General features: G+C 60.9%; 21 protein-coding genes. 14 read left to right on the top strand and 7 right to left on the bottom strand.

The genetic code is table 11. The features are described 5' to 3' along the window. Window positions 1-25 precede the first annotated feature (25 nt). On the bottom strand, window positions 26-361 hold the full coding sequence (locus tag BS38_RS26570; protein ID WP_028272691.1) for a hypothetical protein: 336 nt from the start codon (window positions 359-361) through the stop codon (window positions 26-28). A 67-nt stretch (window positions 362-428) separates the two neighbouring features. Here BS38_RS26570 and BS38_RS0121850 point away from each other — a divergent pair, with 67 nt between their 5' ends. Together BS38_RS0121850 and BS38_RS0121845 are read left to right on the top strand one after the other, a co-directional pair. After that, window positions 429-704 (top strand): hypothetical protein, encoded by a 276-nt coding sequence (locus BS38_RS0121850; RefSeq protein ID WP_028272690.1) that lies wholly within the window; start codon window positions 429-431, stop codon window positions 702-704. Between the two features lie 640 nt (window positions 705-1,344). Beyond that, window positions 1,345-2,007 carry a hypothetical protein gene (locus BS38_RS0121845; protein ID WP_028272689.1) on the top strand — a complete coding sequence of 221 codons (663 nt, stop codon included), beginning with the start codon at window positions 1,345-1,347 and terminating at the stop codon, window positions 2,005-2,007. 19 nt (window positions 2,008-2,026) lie between these two features. On the opposite strand, the gene BS38_RS0121840 is transcribed toward BS38_RS0121845, so the two are convergent. Next, window positions 2,027-2,989, bottom strand: coding sequence for a hypothetical protein (locus BS38_RS0121840; RefSeq protein WP_081819012.1), 963 nt, complete (start codon window positions 2,987-2,989; stop codon window positions 2,027-2,029). A gap of 505 nt (window positions 2,990-3,494) precedes the next feature. On the opposite strand from BS38_RS0121840, the gene BS38_RS27860 reads away from it, so the two are divergent. The 4 genes from BS38_RS27860 (at window position 3,495) to BS38_RS27855 (ending at window position 4,743) form a co-directional block, all read left to right on the top strand. Next, the gene (locus BS38_RS27860) at window positions 3,495-3,629 is read left to right on the top strand and encodes a hypothetical protein (RefSeq protein WP_269319519.1); all 135 of its coding nucleotides are present in this window, start codon (window positions 3,495-3,497) and stop codon (window positions 3,627-3,629) included. A gap of 52 nt (window positions 3,630-3,681) precedes the next feature. After that, window positions 3,682-4,212: a single-stranded DNA-binding protein gene (locus tag BS38_RS26000; RefSeq protein WP_043439623.1), complete on the top strand. Its 531-nt coding sequence runs from the start codon at window positions 3,682-3,684 to the stop codon at window positions 4,210-4,212. Next, on the top strand, window positions 4,205-4,471 hold the full coding sequence (locus BS38_RS0121825; protein WP_028272687.1) for a ParB family protein: 267 nt from the start codon (window positions 4,205-4,207) through the stop codon (window positions 4,469-4,471). Before BS38_RS26000 ends, BS38_RS0121825 begins: the two co-directional genes overlap by 8 nt. Window positions 4,472-4,617: 146 nt before the next feature. Next, on the top strand, window positions 4,618-4,743 hold the full coding sequence (locus BS38_RS27855) for a hypothetical protein (protein WP_269319518.1): 126 nt from the start codon (window positions 4,618-4,620) through the stop codon (window positions 4,741-4,743). Between the two features lie 219 nt (window positions 4,744-4,962). Here BS38_RS27855 and BS38_RS0121815 read toward each other — a convergent pair whose 3' ends face one another. Together BS38_RS0121815 and BS38_RS0121810 are read right to left on the bottom strand one after the other, a co-directional pair. Further along, the gene (locus BS38_RS0121815; protein WP_156037215.1) at window positions 4,963-5,436 is read right to left on the bottom strand and encodes a hypothetical protein; all 474 of its coding nucleotides are present in this window, start codon (window positions 5,434-5,436) and stop codon (window positions 4,963-4,965) included. After that, on the bottom strand, window positions 5,433-5,726 hold the full coding sequence (locus BS38_RS0121810) for a hypothetical protein (protein ID WP_028272685.1): 294 nt from the start codon (window positions 5,724-5,726) through the stop codon (window positions 5,433-5,435). The genes BS38_RS0121815 and BS38_RS0121810 overlap by 4 nt, the downstream gene beginning before the upstream one ends. Before the next feature lie 682 nt (window positions 5,727-6,408). Between BS38_RS0121810 and mobC the strand changes: the two genes are divergently transcribed. From mobC to BS38_RS0121795, 3 genes are read left to right on the top strand one after another with little or no spacing between them, the layout of a single operon-like run. After that, a complete protein-coding gene (gene mobC, locus BS38_RS25990; RefSeq protein ID WP_051629087.1) occupies window positions 6,409-6,804 on the top strand; it encodes a plasmid mobilization relaxosome protein MobC in 396 nt (131 codons plus the stop codon). A gap of 37 nt (window positions 6,805-6,841) precedes the next feature. Continuing rightward, on the top strand, window positions 6,842-8,416 hold the full coding sequence (locus BS38_RS25985; protein WP_231511393.1) for a relaxase/mobilization nuclease domain-containing protein: 1,575 nt from the start codon (window positions 6,842-6,844) through the stop codon (window positions 8,414-8,416). Window positions 8,417-8,425: 9 nt separating this feature from the next. Further along, entirely contained in the window at window positions 8,426-9,184 is a 759-nt protein-coding gene (locus tag BS38_RS0121795; protein WP_028272684.1) for a hypothetical protein, read from the top strand. 613 nt (window positions 9,185-9,797) lie between these two features. On the opposite strand, the gene BS38_RS27850 is transcribed toward BS38_RS0121795, so the two are convergent. After that, window positions 9,798-10,295 (bottom strand): winged helix-turn-helix domain-containing protein, encoded by a 498-nt coding sequence (locus BS38_RS27850; RefSeq protein ID WP_269319517.1) that lies wholly within the window; start codon window positions 10,293-10,295, stop codon window positions 9,798-9,800. 199 nt (window positions 10,296-10,494) lie between these two features. Next, complete coding sequence (locus tag BS38_RS0121785; protein ID WP_231511391.1) at window positions 10,495-11,436, bottom strand: polysaccharide deacetylase family protein; 942 nt, start codon at window positions 11,434-11,436, stop codon at window positions 10,495-10,497. Window positions 11,437-11,749: 313 nt separating this feature from the next. Here BS38_RS0121785 and BS38_RS25980 point away from each other — a divergent pair, with 313 nt between their 5' ends. The 5 genes from BS38_RS25980 (at window position 11,750) to BS38_RS27740 (ending at window position 18,583) form a co-directional block, all read left to right on the top strand. After that, the gene (locus BS38_RS25980) at window positions 11,750-13,027 is read left to right on the top strand and encodes a DUF6986 family protein (RefSeq protein WP_197025011.1); all 1,278 of its coding nucleotides are present in this window, start codon (window positions 11,750-11,752) and stop codon (window positions 13,025-13,027) included. 34 nt (window positions 13,028-13,061) lie between these two features. Beyond that, complete coding sequence (locus tag BS38_RS0121775) at window positions 13,062-14,540, top strand: NCS1 family nucleobase:cation symporter-1 (protein WP_028272682.1); 1,479 nt, start codon at window positions 13,062-13,064, stop codon at window positions 14,538-14,540. A 154-nt stretch (window positions 14,541-14,694) separates the two neighbouring features. Next, entirely contained in the window at window positions 14,695-15,306 is a 612-nt protein-coding gene (locus BS38_RS0121765) for a helix-turn-helix domain-containing protein (RefSeq protein WP_028272681.1), read from the top strand. A gap of 262 nt (window positions 15,307-15,568) precedes the next feature. Continuing rightward, window positions 15,569-16,621, top strand: coding sequence for a PDDEXK nuclease domain-containing protein (locus BS38_RS0121760; protein WP_028272680.1), 1,053 nt, complete (start codon window positions 15,569-15,571; stop codon window positions 16,619-16,621). A gap of 426 nt (window positions 16,622-17,047) precedes the next feature. Beyond that, a complete protein-coding gene (locus BS38_RS27740) occupies window positions 17,048-18,583 on the top strand; it encodes a GmrSD restriction endonuclease domain-containing protein (protein ID WP_051629083.1) in 1,536 nt (511 codons plus the stop codon). 264 nt (window positions 18,584-18,847) lie between these two features. On the opposite strand, the gene BS38_RS27475 is transcribed toward BS38_RS27740, so the two are convergent. Beyond that, the coding region (locus BS38_RS27475) for a hypothetical protein (RefSeq protein ID WP_043439620.1) at window positions 18,848-19,978 on the bottom strand (1,131 nt) is incomplete at its 5' end.

Below are 19,978 nucleotides of genomic sequence, written 5' to 3'. Positions count from 1 at the left end.
TGGTACGAGCCGCGTTAGACGGGCGTCACTTGCCGCGCATCGTGCGCGACCAGATTGTCTTTATCTCCCAGTCGCGGTCATAGCGCCCCAACTGTATTGCGGCAGGATGCCATGCCTTGATCATGGCTATGCGGTCAATCCTCGGAATCTTGTCCCACTCGTCGAGGGCGGGCTCCGGGTAATAGACCTGGCATGCGTACAGAAGGCAAAACAAGAGCATTGGGGCGAGGATGAGGCCTCCAAAGCTCGCCGTTGCAATGGCTGTGACCAGTCCCGCCCCACAACTGATGACCCAGATAGCCGTGCGCACCCCGCGATAAGTGGCCGCCCGCACGGGCGTGCGCTGAACGAGTACTCCCATGACACGAGGTTAGCTGTAGAAGGGCTTATTTCTCGGGACATTCACAGGATCGGCTACATTGGGCACTATGGCCTACGACCATAGAACTCCCGACGAACGGACTCGCGACGAGCGCAGCGCTAACGTGGTACACAACTGGACCATGTTCGCCTTCTGCTCGGGAAGTTCTGCGGGCATCTCCGCGCTGATGTGGTTGATTCTGGCGAATGACTCGACGCCCGATCCAGACGAGCAAGCTTGGTTGCCGCTCCTGCAGTTCGTGACTGTCGTCGGCGCGATTGTCGTCGTGGCATACGCTCTGTGGTGCTTCAGCCTGGAGGCTCATGCGCGCGGTCGTGGCTGACGACGCGCGAAGCGCGCTTGACTTGAATTAGCACCATAACGCGGGAAGGTTCACCATCCTCCCAGCTGCCCCTGAAGAGGCGTGTCCGCATCGCCGCCAGGCTCCTAGCACTGGCGGCCGCCATCTGGCACAACTGGCGCAGCGGAAACGCTCACTGACCGCCTACGACCACTGAACCCGAAAGGACTCACTCATCTATAGGTTGTTGCGGTACCACCAAGTGACTATGACAGGTTTGGATGGCCCCGGTAGGACGGGTATTTCTGGCCCCACTTCGTGACTCGCCGGGCAGCTTGTGACGGTTATATGTGGCCCCGCCTTCAACGTTGGATTCATCAGTGGATGGATGCGGTATGGCTTGTAGGTCGTGCGGATTTGAAGGTCACAACAGTCGCAGCTGTCCGGGCCCAAACTGGCCCTGCCCGACCTGTGGCAAACCAACGGCCAATATGACTGATTACGCCGAACGCCACGACAGCGCTTTTTGCTCTCCCTTCACTTCCTCGAACTGTTGGGGCTGACAACTGCATTCCCGGTGAAAGTCCCTCCCTGACATCGGGCTTCCGGCTCACTGGCACAGACATGGCCCTGATGGTCGAAAGACCAGCAGGATAGGTCCGAGGCCGGATATGATCCGGGCATGACTGAATTGGGTGTCTTCCTGGAAGCCATCGCTGAGGATCTCGGCGATCCCAACGGCTGGGGTGCCCCAGTGGAGTTTCGCTACTCTCTTGCGCTATGCGCCCTGAACTCCGCTTACTCCCTCCGAGGGACCTCAGCTGCCGCGACGAATGTGCTTGCCAAGTACCGATCTTTTCGCTCGACGGCCGACACCGACAGCGGTGCAGATCTGTTGAAGGCCATGGACAGCGCCGGCGGTCCCTCAGACTTTGCCCGTGACATCCTGCGCAACGAAAGCAAGCTCCCTGGAACAAACCGCGTGCGACCCGAGGGTATCTACGAGGGCCTCTCCCGGCTCGCAGCCCTGAAAACCCCCGTCAACAACACAGAACACCTTCGGACGGCAGTGGCTGCCGGAGATACCTCCGTAAAGGCAGCATGGCTGTCAGTCAAAGGCTTTGGCGCGCTTGCCTGGTCATACCTGATCATGAATGCAGGAGTCGGAACCGAAACAAAGCCAGACGTGATGGTTCAGCGCTATCTCTCCCGAGTTCTCGGCTATGGCAACAAACTGACGCCCGCACGAACACGGGACCTCCTCCAGCTCGCCGCAGCAGAGCTAAATGTTGAACCCCGAGACTTGGACCGAGCAATATGGCTACACGAGAGCCCTTCGAAATAGCTGTCCGGTGAAGGATGGATTAGTGGGAATGGCTCTCTTCTTGGGTGCGGATCCTTAGTAGTTCGACGCCCTCTTCGGGGGTGCTGGCCACGCCCACCTCATCTTCCACTATGAAGTAGGGGCCTACCTGCCCCTCGCGCCGCCCGATTTCGACCTTCCAGTCCGGACCGCTCGGTACAAGCCTGCCCATAACCTGTTTGGTGGAGGCCCATTTAACAGTGAGCGATCCGTCGTTGATATTGGGACTGGTGACAAGCTCTCCATATTTGATGTCGCCGAAGGGTCCTGTCCGGACTCCTTTAAACGGCGGACCGCTGGGGCGGACATGATAGAAATCCCATCGTGGATAGCCGTCTCGGTCTTTCCAAGAAACCCTGAAGTCAACGCCCTTCAGGTGCCCACGGTCCGTTACCTGGCCGCTGAAATGATAGGGATCATCGGGGTCTTTTCCGGGGATAGTGGGACCCTCTTTGTCCTCCATCAATATCTCGTCTTTGGGCGCGGTAATGTGAATGTCCTTCATCGGCCCACTGCCACTTATGCCCGAGAAATCTGACAGGAGGAACCGATCGAGGCCATTCACAGGGGAGTTAGATGCGTAGGCGATGTTGAACGCTTCGGGTTCGGCGTTTCGCTTCGTTACCTCCGCGAGAGCTTCTTTTTCACCTTGCTCCAGGAGCTCATTCCGTCTCTGTTCGTCGGTAACCCGAAGGCCGCGCAACCACATAACAGGATTCTTCAGAAGCTTAAATATGCTGAATACGAAACGGCGTATTGCCGGGACCCCAAATAGGAGAGCCAGAAGTACGACGACAACGAGCGGGGCCAACTGCTGCCAGAATGCAGGATTTGTAGGTCCGGAGATCGTCCCGGTCCAGATTGCTGTGAAATAGACAATGGCTCCAGTACCTACGACTCCACCTATTGCGCCGGCAATAGAGTTTTCGACGACGCCGTTCTTTTTCTTCTGCTGTTCAGCCACTTAAGAATCCTAACCTGTGACCACCAAGCAAACTGCTCCCCGGTAAAGGTCACCCAGGCGCCCGTTTAAGGGTCCACGACTTCCGCCATTCAGGCTCGGACGGGGGCTTATCAAAGTCGCCGGCGCTCCGGGTGCCCGGATTCTCGTATGACCCGCCAGGTAAACTGCCCCTTGGGCGTGCCCCTGAGCGGTCGATGCCGGCAGGTGTGCAGAGGACTGCTGACATCTGTGCAGTCAGCTTCTGAAATCGACAGATGGTCGAGGGATTGTCGCGTCGAAGATGTCTCGTTTTCGTTCAGAATCCCGCAGAAAAATCCCTAGAAATAGGGCAAAACTGGCTATTCATTCAGTTGAATGATTGCTAGAATTGAGGGCGTAGGTCAGGCAGGCGAACCCAACTGAAGTGATACGAAGCTAGGACTGTAAATGGCCAAATACCCGGTCGCTGTCATTCGATCCCCGAGTACGGAAGTTGCCGGGTTTCTGCACGTGGATGACACGCAATGTGCCCCCTCAGATAACCGTCGTCGTCTACGACAAGGACGGCACCGAAAACCACTGGTCCGGACTGAACCCGGCGAGGATCGAGCTGATCATCAGCATCGAAACAGCAGCCGGCAGCCGCGTCCGCGAAGCCTAGAAACACCACCTGATACCGCCAGAACGAAACCAGCAGAGAAGGAACGAAACCCATGTCAGGCGAAACCAGCATCACCGTAACCGGCAACCTCACCAACGACCCTGTCCTGCGGGTCCTCCCCGGTGGCTCCGCGGTCGCGAACTTCACCATCGCCTCCACGCCCAGGACGTTCGACCGGCAGAAAAACGAATGGGTGGATGGTGACACCCTGTTCCTGCGGGCCAGTGTCTGGCGGGGCGCGGCGGAGCACGTCGCGGAATCCTTGACCAAGGGCGCCCGGGTCATCGCCTCCGGTGTGCTGAAGCCCCGGACGTATGAGACGAAGGCGGGGGAGAAGCGGACCGTGATCGAGCTCGACGTCGAAGAGATCGGGGCTTCCATGCGGTACTCGAACGTTGAGATCAGCCGCGCCGGCACTGCCGCGCAGGACGAGAGCACGGATGAGGCGAGGGATGCCTGGGAGGACACGTACCGGCCCATTCATGAATCCGCGCCGCAGTTCGCGGACGATGATGTGTGGTTCGGGAAGCAAGCCAACCCCTCCGGACGGATCAATCTCCCTGAATGGACCGTTGATGCCTAGGTCGAAGAAGATTGCGGCGTTCACTCCGTACTTCACGGAGGAGGAGGCCGGCCAGGTCCGGGCCGCGTTCCTGGTGGCGAGGGAACATGAGGGCGTGGCCAGCGCCTCTGACTTCATCGTGCGTGCCACGATGAGGGAGGTGAAGCGGGTGCAGCGTAAGTACAACGGCGGCCGTCAGTTCGCCCCGGTCGATCCGGGCGGGCTGCGCCGCGGGCAGCGCACCCTGGATGAATTGAAACCGAAGAAAGAGGACAGCTGACCGATGGCAAACCCGACGAACGACCCGTCCGTGCCGGCGTTTCCGAAGATGATGTCCCTGGCGGAGGTCAAAGACGTTCTGAACGTCGGGATGCCCCACCATTTACGGGCTGCTGCGCAGCGGCGAATTACGGGGAGTACAGATCGGTGGACGCGGTTATCTGGCGCGTATCCGAAGCGGACCTCACGGCGTACCTTGACACTGCCTACCGGCTGAGGCGGGAACGGATTGAATCCGGCCAGATCCCCGATGGTGAGGCATCCGAGGACTGACACGGACCACTCCGTGAGAACATGGTGGCCGTCACCCATCCAGGTGGCGGCCAAAGTGTTTTTGTCGGCGGCGGGATTCTTGGTGTGCGGCGCAGTGGCCGACCGGGCTGCGCCTGGCTGATGGCCACGGGCCCTGCTGACCTGGGCCGCCTCCCGTTTGCCGTGGGCAGCCGGGGCCGGCGTCCGATGGCTGGTGCGGGGCACGTGCCGGGCGTCCGGTTAGGGGATGGTGATGTGTTCGTCGGCGTGTTCGGATTGTAGTCCGGTTGTGGGGCAGTCGATGGATTTCATGGTTTGGCCGGTGGTGGTGGAGGTGTAGCGGACGCAGGCGTTGACGGTGCGCTGTTCGCCGAAGAAGCCGCCGCTGGTGGTCAGGTGGTCGCGGAAGTACAGGTCGGCGAAGAGGTTTCCGTTGTCGTCCCAGCCTCGTTCGTAGATGGGGAGTGCTTCGCTGATTATTCGGGCGAGTTCGCTGTGGTCTCCGGCGTCAGTGGTCGTGACGATTCTGGTGAATGTTTCCATGGCCTCATCGGCATTTTCATGGATGGCATTACGGCCCATGTCTTCGATGCTTGCCCGTGCGCAGGACGACACGGCGGGGAGAAGCATCAGTGCCGCGGCAACGGTGGCGGCGCGCGCCGGAAGTGCCGGCACGCGCCGCTTCGCTGTGTGCCCTGGAGCGGGCAGGGTCATTGGCTGTCCGGTACGGTGTCGGTGGGGGAGGGTGCCGGCGCGGTGGTGGCTTTGCGGCGCCGGCCCGCGGCCGCCGGTTCGAGACCGAGTTTCTTCAGTTCCTCGGCGGACCAGCCGTCTTTGGTGGCGCGGACGTAGGCGCGTTTGTCGTCGCGTTCTGCTGCGGCGAGCTGTTCTTTGAGGTCGGTGATGCGTTGCCGGGTGGTGACGAGGGCGGTGACGGATTCGATGCGCGAGTCGAGCAGTGCGCGGGCCTGGTTGCGTGTGTTTTCGATGTCGAGAGTAGCCATGGGTTCAACTTTAATCTTGGGCAGAGACGTTCTCGGGAAGGGGCGGTACAGGGCGTGTGGTCAACGCTCTGTGCCCTGGTCGTTCGGGCGCAGGTTCAATGACTAGGCGAACGGCGGTCCGTTCCCACCAGCCGAAGCCGGAGGGAGCGCCACCTTCTGCGATGACGTCGACGCGGTTGACCGGGTCCTGGATGTACTGAACATCTGCGGGGTGCATATTATTGCTCCTCTCTCCCTGCTGTGGTGAGGCAAGGGTCTCGACGGTACCGCCGCCCTGGCCCTGCCCCTCGTTGCTTTCGGCACGCCCGAAAGCACTTGACCGGTGAAGAAATTGGCCAGTTGGAGGCGCCGGAGCGTGGAATACCGGAGCGGAGCGAGGATATGCCGCGAAAGCCGGCGGCGGAGACTTGCCAAGGAAGGACCGGGCAGTAGCCTCAACAGCCGAAACGGAACGACGCAGTCGTTCTTTCAAGGGTTCAGCCGCGCAGCGCCGGCACGTCACCAATTCCATCCACGCGCACCGGCCGATACGGGCCAGAGGGACACCGTGCAGAGCAAGCTGGTAACTTAGCCGGGCTAAGTTCGTGTCGCTGCCCGGATTGGCATCGGGTTCGCGGCAGACTGATGTCTGGTCCCGGGGTTTCCGGGTCGCTGCGCTGGCAAAAACTTAAGGCGGGATGACATGAGTGAGGGTAACGGTTTCGCCGGGTGGAACTCCCGTCGCCGCCGGGCGAACGTTGACGGCGGCAGGATGCACCGTCACGAGGTCAAGGTCAGCCCCGAGGAGGAAGCCCGGCTTCTTGCCCTGGCGGAAAAACACCGGGTCACGATCCCGCGGCTGCTGATCGAAGCCGCGCTGAACGAGGAGAGCGAAAGCCCTTCGGAGCGGCGGGACCAATTCATGCAGCTGTCGAACCTGCAGCGCCTCGCCGGATCCGTGGCGAATAACATCAATCAGATCGCCCGGCACGCCAACTCCACCGGGGACGTACCGCCGGAAGCTGCAGCAACGATCGCTCACGCGAAGAGCGTGATCATCCGCATCGACCGGCAACTCGCTGAGATGGCCGGCCGGTGAGTCCCGCATGATTCCGAACATCACCCAAGGCGACCGCATGGCCGGATTGTTGATCTACCTTGCCGGGCCGGGGCGCGCGAACGAACACGAGGAACCGCACCTCGTGGCCGGCGACTCCGCGCTCATGGCGTGGCATGACGACAGCGAGCTGAACCGTGACGCGGCCCTGGACATCGCTAACGCCCTGGACCGCGCCTGGCAGTTCTACAAGACCGAGGTTGACGGCGGTCATGTCTTCCATTGCTCCCTGAGCCTGGCGGCCGAAGAAGGCCAGTTCACCGACCAGCAGTGGGGTGCCATCGCGAACGATTTCATGAAGGACATGGACTTCACCGAGGACGGCGGAAAGGCCCCGGCCCGCTGGGTTGCCGTCCGCCACGGACTGAGTAAGAACGGCAACGACCACATCCACATCGTCGCGTCCATGGTCCGGGACGACGGCACCAAATGGAACAGCTGGAAGAGCAAATACAAGTCCCAACAGATCGCCCGGGCACTGGAGAAAAAGTACGGCCTCACCGAGCTCGGAACCGTCCGCGCAGAACGCGGATTCACCCCCGCGGAACAGGCCAAAGCCGCCCGGCACGGTCTGCCCGAAGTCGAACGGCACAGCCTCGCACGGAAAGTCCGCACCTGTGCCACGGCTTCCACGGACGAGGCAGAGTTCGTCCGCCGTGCACGCATGGAAGGCCTGCTGGTCCGGCCCCGCTACGCGGCCGGCCGCACCGACGTCGTCACCGGCTACTCCGTCGCCGTTCGTCCCCGGAAGGGGGAGCGGGCCGTCTGGTTCGGCGGCAACTCCCTGGGACGTGACCTCGCCCTGCCCAAGCTCCGAGGTGCATGGGAATCCACCCCCAACTCAGCGACGGCTGCGGTCTCGGAGTGGAACGCCGCCGCACGCAACCGCCGCCCCGTGAACCCGGGCCGGGAGACGGAACAGCCCTCGGCTGAGCTGTGGACGAAGTACGCCCACGACGTCAGCGCACTGCGTGAAAAGCTCGCCACCACCCCCCACGGTGACCACGTCGCCTGGGCACAGGCCGCCCGCGAAACATCCGCCGCGTTCGGCGCCTGGTCCCGGCGCATCGAACCGACCCCCGGGCCGCTGGCGAACGCCGCCCGGGAGCTGTCCAAATCAGCGCAACTCCGGCGCTACCCGTCCCGTTCTACCGTTGCCCTTCCGTCGGCACGCGGGGCGACCATGATCCTCCTGGCGGCAACGTCCAAGAGCGACCGGGCAGCCTACGCCCTGCTCTTCCGGCAGTTGGCCCAGACCGCCCGGGTCATCCACGACATGCACCAAGCCACCGACGACCTCCGCCGCGTCCGCGGCCTCGCCGCCGCTGTCACCGCAGCCAGCAAGATCGTGGAAGCCAGCGCCACAGAGCACACCATCACGGCGCAGCCCACGACGATCGAGGCACTCCGTGAGCAGCACCCCGGAGCCAGCGAAGAAGCCCTCCGGGCACGACTCATCGCCGAACGATCCCGCGGCGGCTCGCCGATCCCGACGACACTCACCAGACCGGAGATGACCCTGCAGCAGGCCGGTTCCGTCCGGCCCGAGCAACCACACCAGAACCACCATCCGAAACCAGGCATCGAGCGATAGGGGAAGAGCATGAACGAAGCAGACGGAATGGACGAAGCAGTAGACGGCGCCATGCGCACCGGGCTAATGGTCGCCGCCCGCATCGGCGAACAACTGGCCAAAATGCGCGAAGAAGAACAACGCACCATCGCCGCCGCCGAAGAACAACGTGCACGGCTGCTCCAGGAACGCTTCGACGCCCAACGCGCAGCAGCCCGCGCGGAGCTCGCACCAACCGCCAGGGACGACTGGTGGGACAAAGCCACACCCGACATGATCGACCGCGCCCACCAGACAGCCACTGCCTGGAAAGGCTACGACCCCAAAGCCGCCCAGGCAGCCGAGAAGATTAAAGAGCAGGTGCAGGCCCGCTACGGCATCGACGTCAACAACGCAGGTGCCGACGAAGCATCCGTTTCCGCAGCCCTCGCCAAGGCGCAACAAGGCCGCGCCGAAGCAGACAACGAAAGGACCAAACCCTCGGCTGCACGCACCGACGAAGCAGTGGCCGCCGCCGCGGTTGCAGGCGCCAACCGGCAGGACACTGCAGCGAAGAAAGTACTGGCCGTGCCGGCCTACGATTCCCCCCAGCGGCGTCAGCAGCTCGCCGAAAGCCTTGAAGTCAAAGTCGATCGTGAGGCCGTCAACTCCCGTCTCCTGGCGGACAAGCACCAGGGCGTGCCCGCGACAGCCGCTGTGGCGCACAAACCAGACCTGGCCAGGACATCGAAGACGGCCAAGCAGGGCGGCCTTGGCAAGACACTGGAACGCGGCGGGCTGGAACGTTAGGACAGAGCACGTAAAGGGAAAGAGGGCCTGCTGTCGCACACAGACAGCGGACGCGGCTGGCAGCCTTGTTCCGAACGAATGTTGGGATCACGCGCTCGGGCCTTCTTCTTCTTCGCCCATGATCCAGTGCATCCGGCGGAGGGCAGCGCCATCTATACCCAGCCCGCCGCAGGTTGCCATACCGCTCTGAGCGGCATGACGCCCCGTCGGGAGGGCAACGGGCGGGCAACCCGGGGTTCCCCGTTTTTGCGATCCCGGATCGGAGTAGCCAGGACTTCCTGCTGCCGGGAGTGGAAGGGCGCGCTAACGATCGTTAGGGGACTAGACCCCATCGGAGAGATCGACGGTGTGTTCCGTGGCGTCAAGTAGCTTCCGCTCTCCCACTGTTGTGTGTATCCAGAGGATACGTTGGTTGTCTGCGACTGACTCTACTATTCCTTGGACACGCAGGCCCGTCCTGTCGTATGCCTCGACTCGGTCTCCTGGCGAAAACCTGAATTCTGGTTCTGTTCTCCAATGATGCTGTGGCAAAAGCCAATCTCCTTCTTAGGATCTGGAAGCTTACAGGGAGCCTCGTCCGGCCGAGGTTGCGAACGACGAGATAAGCGGAGCACTATAAGGCGTATTCGGCGGGTCCTCGAATGGCTGAGTAGGGTCCCTGTAGGAATTGGTATCCGCCACCTCGTACAGTCACAATCACGTGGCGAGCCCCGCCGAGTTTCCGCCGTAGTCGTCCCACGTAGACATCGATGGAGCGCGGAGCGCACCCAGGGAAATCCAGTGTCTCCAGCAATTTTTGAAGTTCTTCTCGCCTCACCGGCCGCGAGCAGTTTTGCGCAAGATAACGCACCAGCATGAATTCGACTCCCGTCAGCTGTACTTTTTGTCCGTTGAGGAGGACAACTTCGGAGGCGAGATCAACGGCAATCGCGCGTGGTGGGGGTGGGCGAAGGTTCTTGGCAGCTAAAATTTTTTCTGGCGGCGTGTCATCAATGCCCTCACGAGGGGCAGCATCGGCATTGGCAGCTCCGGAAGCGGGCCAGCAGTGGACTTCCGCCTCCGGAGCAATTCGTAGGACATATGCGAGTAATGCTTCCGCGGCACGGCTCATGGCCGATACGTCACTGCAATCCGATTCGATCCAGATGGCAAGTCCTCTGGCTGCGAGTTCCGGGCGCCGCAGATGTGGCGATGCACCGGATCGCCGAGTCAGGGGCGGTATGTAACTAGCATGCGATGTACTCAGATCAGGGCGTGGTGTTCGCCCGGGTGCTTTGGCTTCGGAGCGGTCCGCCCTATCCGGTATGCCCTTAGCCGGTCGTGAATTGTTCATGGCGGTCCAGCCACCACCGAGCGATGTCCACGCGCCGCGCGATCCAGACGTCACCTAGGTTCTGGGCATATTCGATAATTTCCCGGACGGCGGACGCTCTTCCGGCTTGGCCGGCCCAGCGCGTGTGCAGGCCGATGCTCATCATTTTCGGATAACCCGCCAGGCCTTCGCGACGGTATTCATCAATTCCCCTTTTGCACATGTCGACGAAATCGCTCGGGGTCATGCCGCTGGTCACGCGAGCGTCGTTGTAGGGAAGGCTGTTGTAAGGCACCACCAGCTGCCGCCGATTCTGTACATCAGTGAAGTACGGAAGGTCATCGTTGTAGGAGTCCGAGTCATAGATCAGCGGATCCCCGAACTCGGCGATGAGCTCCCGCGTGTTAACGCTCGGGGAGTAGCGGCAGTACCATCCTGACGGTGGAGCACCACACGTTTTGGTGATGGATTCGATCGCCAGCGCGATGCGCTTGCGCTCTTCATCACGTGAGAGTTCCCATGTCTTGTTCCAGCGCCACCCATGAGAAAGGACGTCGTGGCCGGCCCGCTGGATCCATTCGCCCACTGCGGGGTTTCGCTCGATAGCCACGGCGCATGCAAAGACCGTTGCGTGAATTCCAAACTCCTCAAAGAGTCGGAACAGCCTCCACACCCCGGCTCGACTACCGTACTCAAACACTGATTCCGAGCACAGATCTCGTTCGGTCGGGCCCACGCCCCAGCCCGCTGGCAATTCTGCCCCGTCCTCGTTCCGTCCGTCTCCGTCGTGGTGCGAGTACTCTGACCCCTCCTCGTAATTCACCACGAAATTTAGCGCCAGGGAAGCCTTGTGTGGCCAGGTCACTCGAGGGATATGAGGTCCGTAGCCAACGAAGTCACGTCTCGGCCCGGGGACTTGGGTTTCGATAACAGATTCCACGATTTACTCCTTGGTTGATGCCGAGAAAAGTGCGATCACCTCCTAAAGGGAGGCGCGGCCCGCGTCGTATGGCGAGCTCCACTTCAATTTGAGACTTCAGGAGCATTCTTGTCAAGCGGTTGCTTAAACTTTTATCCAGCAAGTGCTTGACACCGGTGAGGAGTCCGCTTTTACTGGAAAGGCCATGTTTGTGTGATGGAGGCAACATTCTCCTTGTATCGCGGACGGCAGTCAGTTCCATCACGGCGCAGCTGGGCACGCCTCCTCCATTGATTCAGGGGAGGCGGTCGGCACCCCAAATAGGAAGTCATCAATGGATACCACCACTAGAAAACGGCAAATATGGAGCACGAACGCTGCGCCAGAGACAGCCGAATTACTCAAGTCGCTCGATGCCAGAATGGTCGACGCTGACCGTCGCCTACTTGGCACTTACCCGGGGGATGATGGCCTTCCCCAACCCGTTCACACTGTCTACGTTCCTGGGGGCACTTATACCGTTGACACACCCGCTTTGTGGGGCAACATGGCCCTGGAAATCCTCGAGACCGTATCGTGCCCTGAGTTGCTGGCTGGGATCATAGACGTACCAGAGCAGCTGGCTGCCGAGGTGCTGCCCAGGCTTAGAACGAAGCTAGCCACCAACCCCATTGAAGACTTGCGTGTCGATTTCGAGGACGGGTTCGGCTGGCGTGGCGATGCCGTTGAAGATACGACGGCGGACGAGACGGCCGCAACGTTCGCCATGGCTGCTGCGACGGATTGTGCGCCGCGCAGCTGGGGAATCCGCTTCAAGAGCCTTGAAGCTGCGACCCGAGAACGCGGCGTGCGCACACTTACACGGTTCCTGGCCGGCGTCGCTAAGGATGGCATTTTTCCCCCCTCCTGCATTGTCACTTTGCCGAAGGTTACCGACATCAGCCAGGTCGAGGCCATGACATCTGTGTGTGAATTCGTTGAAACTCTCTTAGGGCTGGAGCCGCGCGTGGTGCGATTCGAGATTCAAATGGAGACACCGCAATCAATCATCGGCCATGATGGACGTATTGCGGTTCCGGCTCTGCTGCGGGCATCAGACGGTAGGTGCACGTCACTGCATTACGGGACCTACGACTACACAGCCTCCTGTGGCATTGCCGCACCATTCCAAAGCCTGGATCATCCCGCCTCTGACTTCGCTAAGGCCGTCATGCAGGTGTCCGTGGCCGGCACAGGAGTGCGTCTGTCTGATGGCGCCACCATCAACTACCCGGTCGGGACCGAAGATCAGATCCGCCTTGGTTTGCATCTGCACTCCCGACTGGTCAGGCGTTCACTCGAACGCGGCTACTACCAAGGCTGGGACATGCACCCCGGGCAGCTGGTCACCCGCTTCGCCACCACTTTCGCTTTTTACCGTCAGGGCTTCCCCTCCGCCGCCGAACGCATCGCCCGCTACACGGGAGATCCGGCTGCCAGCAGCGATGAACCTGCCACCGTCCGCGCCTTGGCTGGGTTCATTCGTCGGGGCCTCCAATGTGGAGCTCTGACGGAATCAGAGGTCAACGTCGCCACTGGCAACTCCCCGCGGCACTTATCTGCCCTCGCATGAACCACCTCAACTAAACTGCACCCCTGGAGCAATAATGACTAACATTCCGGCCGGCTATAGCGACCGCCTCTACAATGAAGATCTTGCCCCGCGCCAAGGCGCGGGTACTTGGAAAACCTGGAACCTATTCACTTGGTGGATGTCGGCGTGGCACAGTCTTGCCGATTACACCGCCACCGTTGGACTGCTTGCCATGGGCCTGATGGGCTGGCAACTAGCCGTCGCCTTGTGCGGAGGCGTCTTCGTCATCTATCTGATCAGCAACCTAATGGGGGTAGCCGGACAGAAGATCGGCGTACCCTTTCCGGTCTTCGCTCGTGCAAGCTTCGGAGTCTTCGGAGCCAATATCCCCGCCCTTCTGCGCGCCGTCGTCGCCGTTGCCTGGTACGGCATCCAAACATATTTGGCTTCAGCCGTCATCATGATCCTCGTGGTCAAAATTTTCCCCGACGCGGCAGCATTAACCGTCTCGACGTGGTTGGGGCTGTCCACGCTTGGATGGATCTGCTTCCTGGCCCTGTGGTTGGCCCAGCTCATCGTGCTGCATCACGGCATGGAATCGGTGCGCAAACTCACGGACTTTGCAGGTCCCGTCATCTGGATTGCGATGATCGCACTCACCGTCTGGACGCTCCAGCGTGCCAACTGGACCCTTGATTGGAACTACCACGTCGGCGCAGCGCCGCTCGACCTGGGCCCATCGCTCATCACAATGCTGGCGGCCGCATCTCTAGTAGTGGCATTGCTCAGCGGCCCCGTACTCAACTTCTCCGACTTCACACGCTTGTCCGACAGCAAAAAGTCCGTGGTTAATGGCAACCGCCTCGGTCTGCTGGTCAACGGTGTCGCATTCTGCTTGGTGTCCATCGTCCTCACCCTGGCCTCCGCCGAGGTCTACGGTAAGGCCATCGACGATCCGATCGTACTCATCAATGACATCGATAACATCAGCATTTTGCTGCTGACCATCGTCGCCGTCGGAGTCTCGACCGCAGGCATCAACATCATTCTCAACTTCGTCTCTCCAGCCTTCGACTTCGCCAATATTGCGCCGAAAATCATCTCCTTCCGTACCGGAGGCATCATCACGGCGGTCCTCTCCGTAGTAATCCTGCCGTGGAATTTGTACTCCAACCCTGCGGCGGTCCACCTATTCCTTGGCGGCGTCGGCGCACTCATGGGCCCACTGTTTGGAATCATCATGGCCGACTTCTACCTCATCCGCCGGGCCCGGCTACACACCGACGACCTCTACGCCGACCACCCTGAGGGCAGGTACTTCTACAAACGCGGCACCAACTACAACTCGGTTATTGCTCTCGCCATCTCCGGAACCATCACCGTCTGCCTCGCCCTGTTGCCAGTCCTGGAAGTACTGCATCCTTTCTCTTGGCCCATCGGGACACTACTCGGTGCGCTGATGTGCCTGCTGATCAACCGGGTGCGCCCCAACGTTCACGCTCGGTCAATCGACCTTGAGGTCCAATCGGTGGAACTAGCCAATGAACGCTGACCAAGCACTGCTGGCCGTTCCACCGGGTGCCTCCTTGATGCCGCAGTTTGGAGGTTTCGCCGCCAAGTAAGCCTGACCGTCGGGGCGCCCCTTCGCGGGCGTCCCGACGTTAACCGGTGTTAAGCAGGAGTAAATAGTCGATATGCTGAGAATTGTGGAAAAGACGAGCCAAGTTAACCTGGATCACGACGAGCTTGAAGTGGGCTCACGAATCCGCGAGCTCCGACTGGAGAAAAAATTCTCACTGCGCGAGCTCGGTGCAAGGCTTGGAATAAGCGCCAGTGCCCTATCCCAGATCGAGACCGGCAAACGCCGGCCTTCCGTCGCACGGCTGCATCAGATAGTGAGCATTCTTGACGCACCCCTATCCGCAGTCTTCGGTGAAACTACGGGGAATACTTTCGGGACATCCGTCGAGCTACCTGAAGGTGCTGTGGTCCAGCGCCAAAATGAAGCATCCGAACTCATCCTGGAAGGTGGGGTGGAATGGCTTCGTCTGTCGCCGACACCCATCCCGGGAATCGACTTACTGAAGGTTACGTATCCCCCCGGCGGAGGATGGGACGAGTATTTGCGCCACAACGGCCATGAGACGGCGCACGTCCTGACAGGAACCCTTAACTTTGACGTGGGGTTTGAACACCACACCTTGGCGGCGGGAGACTCCATCTCGTACTCATCGACGAGTCCTCACCGGATCAAGAACCCCGGCACTGAAGTTGCCGTGGCTATCTGGTTAGTCCTCAATACGTCCACCGCTGTCTGAAAAGTCGGAGCAGGACAACGTGCCTCCGCCATCGGCCGCGAAAATCCGCTGGTAAGAAGACACACGTGCGCTCCAGGGAGCGAGGCAACCGGCGCCCGTCAGTCGAAGATTCCTGCCTCTGGAACGACGTGCGGCAGCGCTTCGAGGGTCTGGGTGGCTTATGCCCGTCGCAGGCGCATTTCTTGGAAGGCGGCGGCCGTGGACGTTAGGGGAGTGGAACGCCTGCCGTGCCTACTCTGCTCGTATCGTTAGGATCGAAAGCATGACTGACGCCCGTGACCTTGCCCTACCCACCGGCTACACCGACCTCCTCGTCGAGCTGAAGACCCGGGTCCGGGCAGCACGCACCCGGGCACTGCGGACCGTCAACACCCAACTCATCGACCTGTACTGGTCCATCGGCCGGACCATCCTGGAACGCCAAAACGTGGAGGACTGGGGGAGCGGGGTCATCAAACGGCTGGCAGATGACTTGCGGGCAGAATTCCCGGAGATGAAGGGACTGTCCCGTCGCAACCTCTTCTACATGCGAGGGTTCGCCGCCGCCTGGCCGGATCCAATTGTGCAACAACCTGTTGCACAATTGCCCTGGGGCCACATCACCGTGCTGCTCGACAAAGCAGTGACACCAGACGAGCGTTTCTGGTACGCAGCCGCCGCCGCCGAGTACGGCTGGTCCCGAAACGTCCTCATGAACATGATGATGAACAAATCGATGGAACGGACTGGCGCCGCTCCATCCAATTTTGTGCAACAGCTTGCTGCACCAGATTCCGAGCTTGCCCAGCAGATGGCAAAGGACCCCTACAACTTCGAATTCCTCGGCCTCTCCGGCGAAGTCGCCGAACGCGACCTCGAGAACGCCCTTACCAGCCGGATCACGGAAACGCTGCGGGAACTGGGGCCTGGGTTCGCCTTCGTCGGCCGGCAAGTCCACTTCGACGTCGACGGCGATGACTTCTATGTGGATCTGCTGTTCTTCCACATCGAACAATCCCGCTACGTCGTCGTCGAGCTCAAGACCGGCAAGTTCCAGCCCGAATACGCCGGCAAACTCAACTTCTACGTCGCCCTCGTCGACGACGTACTCCGTCGCGACCACCACAACGAAACCATCGGCATCCTCATCTGCGGCACAAAGAACGACCGCAGCGTCCGATACAGCCTGGGCCGCTCGACCTCGCCCATGGCCGTCGCCGCCTACACCTACGACAAACTTCCCCAGGCCGAACAACAGGCCCTCCCCGACGAAGGACACATCGTCGCGGCCTTGGAATGGGCCGAACCTGAAAGGTCAGAGGAGGGCCACGCCTAAAGACCTGACGCAAATTTTCGACCTGCCGCTCCCCTGAAGGACGGCACACGGACATATATCCCCGGCGACATGACACTAATCACGTAATTGTCATGGACTTCCCCTATGCTCCAGCTATCAGAATCTAATTCGCGAAATGCGAAATTAATAGAGGGACATTCCATGGGGGAGAATTCCAGGCGGATCTACGCTGCCTTTGCCTCGATCACTATTGCAACGGCTTCACTCATTTCAGTTGCAGTGCCATCGACCGCCGCACCAACCACCACCGTCACCATTCCGTCACCTGCACCCACCGTCACCACGGAGACGACCGAGACACCCGCGCCTGCACCAATACCGACGACAGCCTCTGCACCTCCTGTTGAAGCGCCGGCGCCGACCCCATCACCGGCACAAGCACCGGCCACCTCAGCTGCGGCCCCGGTGCCATCTCACACCACCGCAACGACACCGCAAACAGAGGCCATCGCCGGCGGATCGACGAGCACGGGTCAGATTCTGCTGTCGCAACTGCCTCTCACCAGGAACGTTGCACCAGCCTACGACCGCTCCTACTTCACCCACTGGATCGACGCTGACGGCGACGGATGCGACACCCGCGCCGAAGTTCTCATCGAAGAGTCCCTCGTCCCGGTCACCTTCAGTTCCGGCTGCACCGTTGCCACCGGCCAATGGACTTCGCCCTACGACGGGGCAACTTGGACGTCCGCCTCCGACGTTGACATCGATCACATGGTCCCGCTCGCTGAAGCCTGGCGCTCGGTCGCGTGGAGCTGGACGGACGAGCAGCGCACCGCGTTCGCCAACGACACCGGATACGCGCACAGCCTCGAAGCCGTCACGGACAACGTCAACCAGTCCAAGTCAGACCAGGACCCGGCGACATGGATGCCCGCACTGAATCAGTGCCAGTACGCCATCGAATGGGTGACCACGAAGTGGCGCTGGAACATCGGCGTGGACGATGCCGAACGCTCCCTGCTCGGTACCTACCTGAACGGCACTTCGTGCGGCACGGCCACTGTTGCCCTGCCTGCCAAGATGATTGCCGGTGAGCCGATCAATCAGTTGTGGCCGCTGTACAAGATCGTCTACGACTCAACCATCTACGAGATGGTGACCAACCTGGATGGCTCCAAGACCCCGGTCGCCCTGAGCTACGAGAAATGGCGGGACGCCTACAACTACCGGCAGCCCACGCCTGCTTCGACTGACTTCGTGAAATACCCCTGGTCCCCGACGGTCTACGCAGTGACATTCTGGCCCGGCGGCGAGGGCGCATGGATGTGGACAAGACTGTCATTCCAACAATGGCAAACCGCAGGCAAGCCGTACCCGCGCATCGCAGGCTGGATCAAGGGCAGCTACTACTACCAGTGGCGCACCTCCGGAGAAATCTTCGTCGAAGGCGAAGACGGGATCAACCACAAACTCACCGGCGCCGAATGGGCCGCCTCCGGCTACCGCAACTTCGAAAAACGCAGCGCCGAAGGCTTCCTCAAGCTCACATGGGCCCCGGAAGTCGCCCGCATGTGGGACGTGGTCAACGGCGGCGGACGCCCGCTAGGGTTCGCTGAATGGCAGGAAGAAGGGTTCCCGACACCATCTTCCGTGCAGCGAATACAGGGAGACCAGTTCTACAAGGACTACAACAGCCCGACGGTCTACTACGCCGGTCCCGGCATGAACCGCGCGGTGACCTTCGCAGAATGGCAGGCCGCCGGTTCACCCATCCCGACAGTCCGGAACGCACCGGCGCCCGGCGGGGGAACAACGCCCCCGCCACCCGGGCCGACGACCCCGTCGAACCCCGGCAACTCAGTCAACTGCACCGACTTCTCCACCTGGTCAGCGGCGCAGAACTGGTTCAACACCTACTACCCCTACTACGGCGACGTAGCCGGCCTGGACTCCGACGGCGACCTCATCGCCTGTGAAACCCTTCCCGGCCATCCCTAGCGGTGTTGGAAGCCCCGTCAGCCACCACGCTGACGGGGCTTCTTCGCCGGCTGTTACTTGCTGAGGGACCCTCCTGCGTGCAAGCCGTGGCACGTGGAGCGAGTACGCCCTCTATGGCAAGAGGAGGATCGAACCACTTCAAATTGAAATTTTCCTGCAGCAAAGGTCGCGCTCAACTGGCTTTCGATGGCAAATTTCTTTGCATAAGCCGCGTGATGGAGCCTCCGGCACCTTGCGCGTGAACTGGCTTTTTCAGGCCGTCACTTAGTGGCAGCCATCGTGTGCGGACTTCAGTGCAGCGAAGGTATCGGCGACTTGAACTACCTTGAGGACCAATGATGCCCTCTCCGCAGCTGTTGCCACCTTCCGGTTCGCTGAGAGTTGCAAGACATCGCTTCCCGCACCCGCTACGGCCTCGCCATAACCGAGGATTTGGTTCTCGTCGGGAAGCGGAAAAATGGACTGACTCGCAACAATCTCTTTAGCTCCGGCCAGGCATGATTCCCGAGAAGTGACTAATTGGCAAGCATCGGCATATTCGGGCCCTTGGGCGCAAAGGGCCCGAGATGCGGCCACGGCTGCGTCATAGGAATCTTTTGATGCCTGGATTTTCGTATCTGGGGAATACGCGCTCCCGTCACAATTGCCGACGGCCCAAATAGAGGTGCCAACCACTTGGCCCGCGAATTCCCAAGGACTGGCTATCACGGAACCACAGGCCATTCCGGGTTGCCCCGTAGGATTCGGACCCTCAGCTGATCCCCAGTCAAAGTAGCTCGCGTCCACCACGCACGGGCTGGTTCCCCACGCGCAGGCAGTGACGAACGGGGCCTTACCCGTCAAGGAACGCGAACTTCCCCTCAGTTGGGCGTTGCTTGTCGGGTCCGATGAAAGAATGCCGGCTACTTCGATGAAAGTCGCCTCAATGCTGGCAGAACTACCCGAGGAAAGTTGGACTGCCGTACTGGAAGAATTACGGATAACGGACGACGATAGCTCGGCCGTCGACCCATCCAAACGCAGGGGAACGGCAGCGTACCGAATATCTGCGTTAGTGCCCCTCAGTTCGGCGCCGCTGTTGATCAGGATTCCTTGCCACAGATCGGCTGTTGGCTGGGTAGCGGTTCCGTCGCCGTTGGTGTCCCCGCCTGCGCTGTCATCCCGGTAGGAGGTCAGGACTGCGGGCTGGGCGGCTGTGCCGTTAATGACCAGGGCGCCCTTGATGGAGAGTTTCGTGGCGTTGTCGATTTTCACTACGGTCCCTGCCTGGACGGTCAGGGTCACACCGGCTCCGACCTCAAAGGGAACCCAGTCGCCGTAGTGGGTGTCAAGGATATAGGGAAGCCCGGCCGTGGGTACGGTCCAGTTCTCGATGAGATTACCGGCGAGGGTGAT

The organism is Arthrobacter sp. UNC362MFTsu5.1 (assembly GCF_000685965.1).
Classification (GTDB): Bacteria; Actinomycetota; Actinomycetes; order Actinomycetales; family Micrococcaceae; genus Arthrobacter.
This window is presented reverse-complemented; position numbering and strand designations above follow the sequence as displayed.